General features: G+C 68.1%; 10 protein-coding genes and 1 pseudogene. 9 read left to right on the plus strand and 2 right to left on the minus strand.

Annotation, left to right across the window (positions count from 1 at the left end):
• Positions 1-55: 55 nt before the first annotated feature.
• On the minus strand, positions 56-478 hold the full coding sequence (locus U9983_RS15120) for a hypothetical protein (protein WP_322754640.1): 423 nt from the start codon (positions 476-478) through the stop codon (positions 56-58).
• Between the two features lie 330 nt (positions 479-808).
• Between U9983_RS15120 and U9983_RS15125 the strand changes: the two genes are divergently transcribed.
• The 3 genes from U9983_RS15125 (at position 809) to U9983_RS15135 (ending at position 2,501) form a co-directional block, all read left to right on the plus strand.
• Entirely contained in the window at positions 809-1,246 is a 438-nt protein-coding gene (locus tag U9983_RS15125; RefSeq protein WP_322754648.1) for a Fur family transcriptional regulator, read from the plus strand.
• 83 nt (positions 1,247-1,329) lie between these two features.
• The gene (locus U9983_RS15130) at positions 1,330-1,776 is read left to right on the plus strand and encodes a rubrerythrin family protein (RefSeq protein ID WP_322747399.1); all 447 of its coding nucleotides are present in this window, start codon (positions 1,330-1,332) and stop codon (positions 1,774-1,776) included.
• A gap of 128 nt (positions 1,777-1,904) precedes the next feature.
• A complete protein-coding gene (locus U9983_RS15135; RefSeq protein WP_322754641.1) occupies positions 1,905-2,501 on the plus strand; it encodes a DUF3501 family protein in 597 nt (198 codons plus the stop codon).
• Between the two features lie 62 nt (positions 2,502-2,563).
• Here U9983_RS15135 and U9983_RS15140 read toward each other — a convergent pair whose 3' ends face one another.
• A complete protein-coding gene (locus tag U9983_RS15140; protein WP_322754642.1) occupies positions 2,564-3,655 on the minus strand; it encodes a cytochrome c oxidase assembly protein in 1,092 nt (363 codons plus the stop codon).
• A gap of 105 nt (positions 3,656-3,760) precedes the next feature.
• Between U9983_RS15140 and U9983_RS15145 the strand changes: the two genes are divergently transcribed.
• The 6 genes and pseudogenes from U9983_RS15145 to U9983_RS15170 form a co-directional block, all read left to right on the plus strand.
• Entirely contained in the window at positions 3,761-4,399 is a 639-nt protein-coding gene (locus U9983_RS15145; protein WP_322747402.1) for a heme-copper oxidase subunit III, read from the plus strand.
• A 5-nt stretch (positions 4,400-4,404) separates the two neighbouring features.
• Positions 4,405-5,208 carry a c-type cytochrome gene (locus U9983_RS15150; RefSeq protein WP_322747403.1) on the plus strand — a complete coding sequence of 268 codons (804 nt, stop codon included), beginning with the start codon at positions 4,405-4,407 and terminating at the stop codon, positions 5,206-5,208.
• On the plus strand, positions 5,205-6,350 hold the full coding sequence (locus U9983_RS15155) for a ubiquinol-cytochrome c reductase iron-sulfur subunit (RefSeq protein ID WP_322754643.1): 1,146 nt from the start codon (positions 5,205-5,207) through the stop codon (positions 6,348-6,350). Before U9983_RS15150 ends, U9983_RS15155 begins: the two co-directional genes overlap by 4 nt.
• A complete protein-coding gene (locus U9983_RS15160) occupies positions 6,347-7,963 on the plus strand; it encodes a cytochrome bc complex cytochrome b subunit (protein ID WP_322754644.1) in 1,617 nt (538 codons plus the stop codon). Before U9983_RS15155 ends, U9983_RS15160 begins: the two co-directional genes overlap by 4 nt.
• 191 nt (positions 7,964-8,154) lie before the next feature.
• A complete protein-coding gene (locus U9983_RS15165; protein ID WP_322754645.1) occupies positions 8,155-9,006 on the plus strand; it encodes an ABC transporter ATP-binding protein in 852 nt (283 codons plus the stop codon).
• A pseudogene (locus tag U9983_RS15170) lies at positions 8,963-9,296 on the plus strand (multidrug ABC transporter permease); the annotation flags it as partial. The gene U9983_RS15165 and the pseudogene U9983_RS15170, both read left to right, overlap by 44 nt.

The raw sequence follows: 9,296 nt of genomic DNA on the forward strand, positions 1-9,296 counted from the left end.
CCGCTGTCAGTGGCCCTCTCCTCAACGGCCTCGCCGAATCCGGTCACAGCGGGGCTCAGGCACCCACGGCGGGGGCCGACCCGACCCGGCGAGCGGGTGAGCGTCGGGCGCGCAGCAGCGCGACGACGACCTCGGCGAGTTCGGCAGGGTCCACGGGATGGGTGACCACGGCGTCCGCCTGCGACCAGATGCCCAGCCAGCGGTCATCGCGACGGGCCACCAGCAGGACGGTGGGCGGGCAGTCCGGGATCTCGTTCTTGATCTGTCGGGACAGCCCCATGCCACCGACGGGCGCCGCCTCCGCATCCAGGATGCAGATGTCGGCTTCCCGATGGTCCACCGCGTCGATGACGGCGGCGCCGTCGGCCATCTCCAGGAACTCGACCGGCCCGACCTCGGGGTCGGGTAGCGGACCGATGGCGAGTTTCACCCGCTCGCGGACGTCGGGCTTGTCCGCGTACACGAGAACCGTACTCATGCGACCGCGAGCCTTTCGATCAAGTGGAACGCCGGCTGGGTGATGCCCGGTGGCCGGCGACTGATCCATCTTCCGCGAACGACGGCGGGATCGGACCGGGCGCCGGACGATTGGGAACCCGCCGGCAGGCTATCCGATGGCGCCTGCCGGCGGTGGCCCCGCCCGGTTGCGCCATGCTGACGCCGTTCGGGTGGCACGGATGACATAGATGTGTCGTTGGGTGTTTTGCCAGTTGCGGAGCTGTCGGAGCTGAGAGATAGTGAGACTCGTTCTCACTGCTGGTGCTGAACGTCGCCGGTAGTGAACGTGGACACCAACATCGGACGTGTCATGAACAGTCAGCAGGATCTCCGCCTCACCCCTCAGCGCCGCGCAGTGCTGGAGGTGCTCCGAGCCGCCCACGACCACCCGACGGCGGCGGAGGTCTACGATCGCGTCCGAGTGGTCGCGCCGGGCATCGGCGCCGCGACCGTCTACCGGGCCCTGGGGCTGTTGGTCCGGGCTGGGTTCGCCCTTGAGCTCAGCCTCGGCAACGGCGCGGCCGCCCGGTACGACGCGAATGTCGGGCGTCACGACCACGCGGTCTGCGACCGGTGCGGGCGGGCGGTGGACATAGATCTTCCTGTGCCGGTGGAGATGGTGGCCGCACTGTCGCGACACACCGGTTTCGCGATCACAGGCTACGACCTGCAGTTCCGTGGTCTGTGTCCGTCCTGCCAGACCGCAGGCCCGACAGTCGCAGGCCCGACAGTCATAGGCCCGACCTAGGTGTCCCGTACGCGGGCCGGTAGCCAGCATCCCGGCCGTCACCCCGACGGCCGGGTTGATCACGATCGACAAAGGAGAGCCACATGCCGCAGCTTGACGGCACGAAGACCCACGAGAACCTCAAGGAGGCGTTCGCGGGCGAGAGCCAGGCGAACCGCCGCTACCTGTACTTCGCCCGCAAGGCCGACATCGAGGGCCTCACCGACGCCGCCGCGCTCTTCCGCGACACCGCTGAGGGCGAGACCGGGCATGCGTTCGGTCACCTGGACTTCCTCGCCGAGGTGGGCGACCCGGCGACCGGGGAACCGCTGGGCAAGACCACCAAGAACCTGGCCAGTGCCGTGGCGGGGGAGACCTACGAGTTCACCGCCATGTACCCGGGCTTCGCCAAGACCGCGCGCGATGAGGGCTTCGAGGAGATCGCGGACTGGTTCTCCACGCTCGCACGGGCCGAGAAGACCCACGCCGGACGCTTCAAGAAGGCGCTCGACGCGGTCGTCGCCGACGAAAAGGCCGAGCAGGAGGTCTGACCGTCCGTAACAGCCGGACGGTGCTGCCTGGCGGTGCGGACGTGGTTGCCACCGCCCCGCCAGGCGGCCTTGCCGGTAGCTTTCTGTGGTCGGCCCCATACCCATTGGATCGTTTGGGAGTTCCAACGATGGCACTCACTGTCGCTGACATCGTCACCGATCCCGAGGTCTATGCCGCCCAGCGGCCGGCTGCGCGCACCCGGATCCTCCCGGTCCGGGCGGAACGGCGAATCCGGGTCGGTGACATGTTCCTCTTCGAGTTCGAGAACGAGGAAACCCTGCGTTACCAGGTGCAGGAGATGGTCTACGCCGAGCGCCTGCGCAGCCCCGCGGATGTCGCCCATGAGATCGAGATCTATTCGCGACTGCTGCCCGCCAGCCACGCCCTGACCGCCACCGCCTTCATCGAGCTCGATGTCGCCGAGACCGTCCGCTCGGAGCTGGAGCGCCTCGCCGGTGTCCAGCGCAGCATCCGGCTCGAGATCGACGGGGTCCCGGTGCCTGGCGAGGAGATCCCCGGGCCGGACGAGGCCCCGGACATCCCGAGCCCGACCGTGTCCGTGCACATGCTGCGGTTCCCGCTCAGTGACTCCACCCGCGACGCCTTCCGGGATCCGGCCGTGCCGGTTGAGCTGGTCGTCGACCACCCCGCCTACAACGAGGCGACACCGATCACCGGCGCGGCCCGCAAAAGCCTGATTGCGGATCTCGCGCTGCGCGGCTGAGAGCACCGGCTCAACCGGCTCAACCGGCCGACGGCTCCATGGGCCGGCGGGCGGGCCCGGTGTCACCGGCGGGCGGGCCCGGTGTCACCGGCGGCGAGCCTGGCCAGCCAGGCGTTGTACGCAGCCTCCCGGGCGACCAGGTCGGCCTCCGGGTCCGGCTCGGGGTCGGTTTCCGGGATCTGTTGCGGTTCCTGATCGGCGGTGGCCGACCCCGGGGCAGCGGACGCGGCCAGTCGTTCGAGTCGGTCCAGCCGGCGGTCCTCGCGGGCGGCTTCGCGCCCGTCAGCCCGCGACCACTGGATGAACAGGGCGACGAACACCGTCGCACCGACCAGCTCGCCCGCGGCCCACATGAGCCCCGCGCCGGTCTGCTGGTCGCCCAACAGGCTCGACCCCCAGCTCCGGTCCAGCGAGGAGTACCAGTCCGCGGCGAAGACCTCGTTTGTCGTGAACATCGCCAGCGCCCACAGCGCGTGCAGCGGGAACGTCACGAACAGCAGGATGAGGCGTCCCCAGTAAGGCAGCCGGCCGGGGACGGGGTCAAGCCCGATGATCGGCCAGTAGAACAGGCAGCCGACCACCAGGAAGTGGATGTGCAGGAAAAGGTGCAGCACCGGATGCCGCAACGATGACTCGTAGAGACTGGTGAAGTACAAACCGTACAGGCTCACGATGAACAGGCCGAAACCGACCAACGGGAAGGCCATCACCCGGGCCACCCGGCTGTGCAACGCCGCCACCAGCAGCCCACGGGAGCGCCGCGGAAGGGCGCGCAGCGCGAGCGTGATCGGGGCCCCGAGCGCGAGCGGGATCGGGGCGACCGTGCCCAGCAGCATGTGCTGCACGGCGTGGGCGCTGAACAGTGCGGTGTCGTAAGCCGCGATTCCGCCCACGAGTGCGTACCCGACGACGAACAGACCGGCGAGCCAGGACGCCGTCCGCCACGGGTTCCAGGCGTCACCGCGATCTGTGAGCCTGCGCACTCCGAGCAGGTACAGCCCTGCCATCGTGGCGATCAGAAGCAGCGGTCCGGGTTCGGGTGTCAGGTGCAGGAGCATCCGTCCGACCGTCGGTGGGGGCGGCAGTTGTCCCTGGCCGGGCAGTGCAAACACGTCCTGGGGAGCTACCGGGACAAGCGTGCTGGGACTGGTCACAGGCTCCGTCACCTCGCTTCGGCCGGGGCACGCCAGCACCCTCGACAGCTCGTAGTCCTACCGAATGTCGAACCTACGGTGGCGCCTGGCCGAACGCGTGCCAGAATGACCGACGTGGCCTCCGCCCCCGTCCTTGAGAAGGCTCCGCCGCCGCACCCCACGGCCAACCGTCCCTCGATGGTTTCCGTGGGAACGATCGTGTGGCTGTCATCGGAGCTGATGTTCTTCGCGGCCCTGTTCGCGATGTACTACACGATCCGGTCGGTCAACAGTGACAACTGGCCGCCGATCACCGGCGATCCCGCGGGGTCCGAGATCGGCCCGGTTCACCTGCACGTCGGTTACGCGCTCGTCTTCACCACGATCCTGGTGTTGTCGAGCCTGACCTGTCAGCTGGGCGTCTTCGCCGCGGAACGAGGCGACGTCTACGGCCTGCGTCGCTGGTACCTCATCACGCTGGTGATGGGTGCGGTGTTCGTGGGCGGCCAGGCGTGGGAGTACTTCCGCGAGAACGAGTTCTCGATCTCGTCGCATGCCTTCGGGTCCGTCTACTACCTCACGACCGGCTTCCACGGGCTGCACGTGATCGGCGGGCTGGTGGCCTTCGTGATCGTCCTCGTCCGGTCGACCTACGGCAGATTCACCCCTGAGAAGGCGACCTCGGCGATCGTGACGTCGTACTACTGGCACTTCGTCGACGTCGTCTGGATCGGCCTCTACGCGACCATCTACCTCCTCCAGTGAGCGACATGACTGCATCCTTGGGCGCTGCCCGCGCATCCCGACGCCGGCATCGGCGTTCCTCCGCTGTCGTCCTCCTGATGGCGCTTGCGGCCACCGGGCTGCTGTGGACCGCGCTCGCGCCGCGCGGGACGGCCCAGAGCACCCCCGATGCCAACGAGGCCGTCCGGGCGGGCCGGGCGCTGTACCTCCAGGGCTGTTCAAGCTGCCACGGGTTGAACGCCCAGGGCGGTGGCCAGGCCCCGAGTCTCGTCGGGGTCGGGTCTGCCGCCGTGGACTTCCAGGTGAGCACGGGTCGGATGCCGCTCGCCGCACCGGGCGCGCAGGCCGAGCGCAAGGACCCGATCTACAGCCAGACCCAGATCGACCAGTTGGCCGCCTACGTCGACAGCCTCGGTGGCGGCCCGAAGACGGCGATTGTGACCAAGAACGCACTGGATGACGCGGACCTGGCCCAGGGCGGGGAGCTCTATCGGGCGAACTGCGCCCAGTGCCATCAGGCGGTGGGCGCGGGTGCCCCGCTCACGTACGGCAAGTACGCACCCGACCTGAGCAGGGCCACCCCGACACAGATCATCGATGCCATGCGGACCGGCCCCGAGTCGATGCCCGTGTTCGGCCCCGGACAGATCGACCCTGCCGGCGCTGTGGCAATCGCGAAGTACGTGAAGTACGTCACCGCGGCGCCGAGCGCCGGTGGTAGCACGCTCGGCAAGTACGGCCCGGTTCCCGAGGGACTGCTGGCCTGGCTGGTCGGAATCGGTGGCCTGCTCGCGGTGTGCATGTGGATCGGAGCGAGGCAGAAGGTATGAGCAAGCGAGACGACGAGACGTCCGGGCCGGACGTTCCCGCCGAGGGCGAGAGCATCTTCGACCGCGCCAAGCCCGAACCGCGCCCGGGCCGCGGCGACGGTCCCGAGCAGCTGGGTACCCCCCCGCACCAGACAGACTCGACTCAGGAGGGCTCAACGGTCCTGCTGGCCGAGCCCGATGAGCGGGCCGCGGCCATCCCCCCGGCCCACGCCGAGGAGATCGATCGCCGGGCCGAGCGCAGGGCCGAACGGCTGGTGGCGTTCTGGTTCATGGTCTCGGTGGTCGGGACGATCGGTTTCGTGGTCACCAACTTCGTCGGTGACAAACATGCCGAGTACTACACCCCGTGCATGGGCACCGCACTGGGCCTGGCCATGGGCGGCATCGGATTCGGGGTCATCCTCTGGGCGAAGCGCCTCATGCCGCATGAGGAGGCCGTCCAGGAGCGTCATCCCTTCGCCTCCTCGGATGAGGAGATCGCCGTCACCGAGGAGACGGTCGCACTCGGCTTCGCCGATACCGGCCTTGCCCGCCGACCGTTGGTTCGCCGCACCATGCTGGGCGCGGGAAGCGTGCTCGGCGCCCTGCTGGTGGTGCCGTTGCTGAACCTGAGCAACCGCAAGCCAGGCGATCAGCTCAAGCACAGCCACTGGGCCAAGGGTGCCCGGTTGGTGAACGGAGAAGGTAATCCGGTCGCGCTCGGTGACATCGCCATCGGTGGTATCGAGACCGTCTTCCCGGCAATCCCGGTGACCGCGGCCGACGGCAGCGTCCGGTTCGAGCCCCAGCTGACCCTGCACCAGAAGGCCGACAGCGTCACCATCCTCATCCGGCTCCCCCCGGATGCGAACCGACCGCGGCCGGGGCGGGAGGACTGGGCCTACGACGGCCACGTCGCCTACTCCAAGATCTGTACCCACGCGGGTTGTCCGGTCAGCCTCTATGAGGCGCAGACCCATCACCTGCTGTGCCCCTGCCACCAGTCGGTGTTCAACGTTCTGGACGGATGTCGAGCGATCTTCGGTCCGGCCAGCCGATCCCTGCCACAGCTGGCGATCGCTGTTGATGACGACGGGTATTTCATCGCACGAGACGGCGACTACACCGAGCCCGTCGGTCCCGCCTTCTGGGAGCGTCCATGACCACCGTCCCGCCACCCTCCCTGGTCAAGCGACCCGGTCCGGTCCGCAAACTCAACCGGGCCGTCGACGAGCGCTTCGGGTCCCAGGCCGCGCTGCGCCGCAACCTCAACAAGGTGTTCCCCGACCACTGGTCTTTCATGATCGGGGAAATTGCCCTCTACAGCTTCGTCATCCTGGTTCTGACCGGCATCTATCTGACGCTGTTCTTCGACCCGAGTAACGTCGAGATCCCCTACAACGGCTCCTTCATCCCGTTGCGGGGTGTGGAGATGAGCCGGGCCTACGCCTCGACCCTCGACATCAGCTTCGACACCCGGGCGGGGCTGGTCTTCCGTCAGATCCACCACTGGGCGGCACTGCTGTTCGTCGCCTCAATCGTGGTGCACCTGATGCGGGTGTTCTTCACCGGCGCCTTCCGTAAGCCCCGCGAGGTCAACTGGCTGATCGGCGTCGGGCTGCTGGTGTTGGGGATCCTCGAGGGTTTCGCCGGTTACTCGCTACCGGACGACCTGCTGTCGGGTACCGGGCTGCGTATCGCGGCCTCGATCGCGCAGTCGATCCCCGTCATCGGAACCTGGACGTCGTTCCTGGTCTTCAACGGCGAGTGGCCGGGTGACAACTTCATCCCCCGGCTGTATGTGATCCATATTCTGCTGGTGCCGGGGATCCTGCTGGCGCTGATCGGCGCCCATCTGGGCATCCTGTGGCACCAGAAGCACACAGATTTCCCCGGGCCGGGCAAGACCGAGCACAACGTCATCGGGCATCGCGTCTTTCCGATCTTCGCGGTGAAGTCGACCGGGTTCTTCATGCTGGTGTTCGCGATGCTCGCCCTGCTCGGCGGTCTGGCGCAGATCAACCCGATCTGGAGCTTCGGCCCCTATGACCCGGGTAACGTCAGCTCGGCGTCGCAGCCCGACTGGTACATCGGCTTCCTCGACGGATCGACTCGACTGTTCCCACCGTGGGAGTTCCGCGGGCTCGGGCATACCGTCCCGGCGGTGTTCTGGCCGACCGTCGTGCTGCCCGGAATCCTGTTCACGCTGCTGGCGGTGTACCCCTTCCTGGAGGCGAAGTTCACCGGGGATTCCGCATCGCACAACCTGCTCCAGCGACCGCGCGAGGCCCCGGCCCGCACCGGTTTCGGTGCCATGGCCATCAGTTTCTATCTGGTGCTGTGGATCTCCGGTGGTAACGACGTCATCGCGAAGACGTTCGACATCTCGTTGAACGCCATGACCTGGGCCGGCCGGATCGGTTGCATCATCGTCCCGCCGATCGCCTTCACGGTGACCAAGAGGCTCTGCCTCCACCTGCAGGCCCGCGACCGGGACGTCACCGAGCACGGTGTCGAGACCGGGATCATCCACCAGCTGCCCGACGGGGAGTTCGTGGAGCAGCATCGTCCGAAGTTGCCGCCGACGCCGGACCACCGGCGGGTACCGACCGACCGGGTGGCGTTGCCGGGCGGGGAAAACGGGCATGCCACGGGCGGTCTCGTCCGCCGCGCAGGCAAGGCGGTGACCGGGTTCTTCGTCGAGGGGGAGGAAGCGGAGGGCGGTCCGCGCGAGGCCACCGGCGAATCTCCTGACCAGCCTGCCGGCAGACACTGAGCCCGACAGGTACTGAGCACGACAGGTAGCGACCTGCTCCATCCCGACCGAGGGCTGGTGCGTCCGAGACCCGGACGCACCAGCCCTCGGCTTTTCGCTGCCCGCCGGCGGAGGCCTGACCACCGACCAGGTGACGGGAGAGCCGGAAGAGCAGATAGTTAGTTGCACGAAGGAAACGATGTGGAGGTCGGATGTCTGTCGAGCACCCCGTGCCCGTCGCGCCCAGTGCGGCGTCGGGCGACCCACCAGCCCTTGCCGTGAGGGGCCTGACCTACCGGTTCGGTGAGCACACAGCGGTCGACGCGATCGATCTCGATCTCAATGCCGGCGAGATCATCGGGCTGCTCGGGCCGAACGGGGCCGGCAAGACCACGGCGATCCGTGCCATCGTCACGCTGCTACGGCCGGCCGCCGGGTCGGTGCACGTGTTCGGGGTGGACGCGGTACGCCATCCGATCCGAGCACGTCGCCTCATCGGCTACGTGCCGCAGATGCTCTCGGCCGACTCGGGGCTGACCGGACGGGAGAACGTGGCGCTGTTCGCGGGCCTGTTCGATGTGCCGCGGCGCCAGCGCCGGGCCCGGGTCAACGACGCCATGGCCGCGATGGGGCTGACCGAGGTCGCCGACCGGATGGCGCGGACCTACTCGGGCGGGATGGTGCGTCGTCTCGAGCTGGCTCAGGCGCTGGTCAACGCACCGCGCCTGCTGATCCTCGACGAGCCGACCGTCGGGCTGGACCCGATCGCCCGCGACAGCGTGTGGGAACACGTCCAGGGTCTGCGGGCCGAGTACGCGATGGCCGTCCTGCTCACCACCCATTATATGGAGGAAGCGGACGTCCTGTGTGACCGGGTTGCGCTCATGCAGGCCGGCCGGGTACGCGCCGTCGGTGTTCCGAGCGAGCTGAAGGCTGCGCTCGGCGCGCAGGCGAGCCTTGAGGACGTATTCCGCCAGCACACCGGTGGTGCATTTGAGCCCGGTGAGGAAGGAGCTTTCAATGGCGTCCAGCACATCCGCCGTGTCGCCAGCCGGGTTGGTTGAGCGCGGCGGCCTGCGGGGTTCTCCTGCCGGAACCGGCTTCGATCAGGACCTCGACGGACCCCTCGGCGCGGCGCGTCTGCTCGTCCGGCGGCTCGCGACACTGTCGCTGGTCGAACTGCAGAAGCTGCGCCACGACCGGGTGGAGCTCTACACCCGGGCCGTCCAGCCGGCACTGTGGTTGCTTGTTTTCGGGGTGACGTTCAACCGGATCCACGCCATTCCGACCGGGTCCGTGCCGTATCTTGACTACCTGGCGCCGGGGATTCTCGCCCAGTCCGCACTGTTCATCT

It is taken from the genome of Protofrankia sp. Cas3 (assembly GCF_963555955.1).
Taxonomy (GTDB): Bacteria; Actinomycetota; Actinomycetes; order Frankiales; family Frankiaceae; genus Protofrankia.

Bases quoted from the DNA above. Each gene is read 5' to 3' on its own strand.
- U9983_RS15130 (WP_322747399.1), top strand. From the start codon at position 1,330: ATGCCGCAGCTTGACGGCACGAAGACCCACGAGAACCTCAAGGAGGCG.
- U9983_RS15135 (WP_322754641.1), top strand. From the start codon at position 1,905: ATGGCACTCACTGTCGCTGACATCGTCACCGATCCCGAGGTCTATGCC.
- U9983_RS15145 (WP_322747402.1), top strand. From the start codon at position 3,761: ATGACCGACGTGGCCTCCGCCCCCGTCCTTGAGAAGGCTCCGCCGCCG.
- U9983_RS15125 (WP_322754648.1), top strand. From the start codon at position 809: ATGAACAGTCAGCAGGATCTCCGCCTCACCCCTCAGCGCCGCGCAGTG.
- U9983_RS15150 (WP_322747403.1), top strand. From the start codon at position 4,405: ATGACTGCATCCTTGGGCGCTGCCCGCGCATCCCGACGCCGGCATCGG.
- U9983_RS15165 (WP_322754645.1), top strand. From the start codon at position 8,155: ATGTCTGTCGAGCACCCCGTGCCCGTCGCGCCCAGTGCGGCGTCGGGC.
- U9983_RS15120 (WP_322754640.1), bottom strand. From the start codon at position 478: ATGAGTACGGTTCTCGTGTACGCGGACAAGCCCGACGTCCGCGAGCGG.
- U9983_RS15155 (WP_322754643.1), top strand. From the start codon at position 5,205: ATGAGCAAGCGAGACGACGAGACGTCCGGGCCGGACGTTCCCGCCGAG.
- U9983_RS15160 (WP_322754644.1), top strand. From the start codon at position 6,347: ATGACCACCGTCCCGCCACCCTCCCTGGTCAAGCGACCCGGTCCGGTC.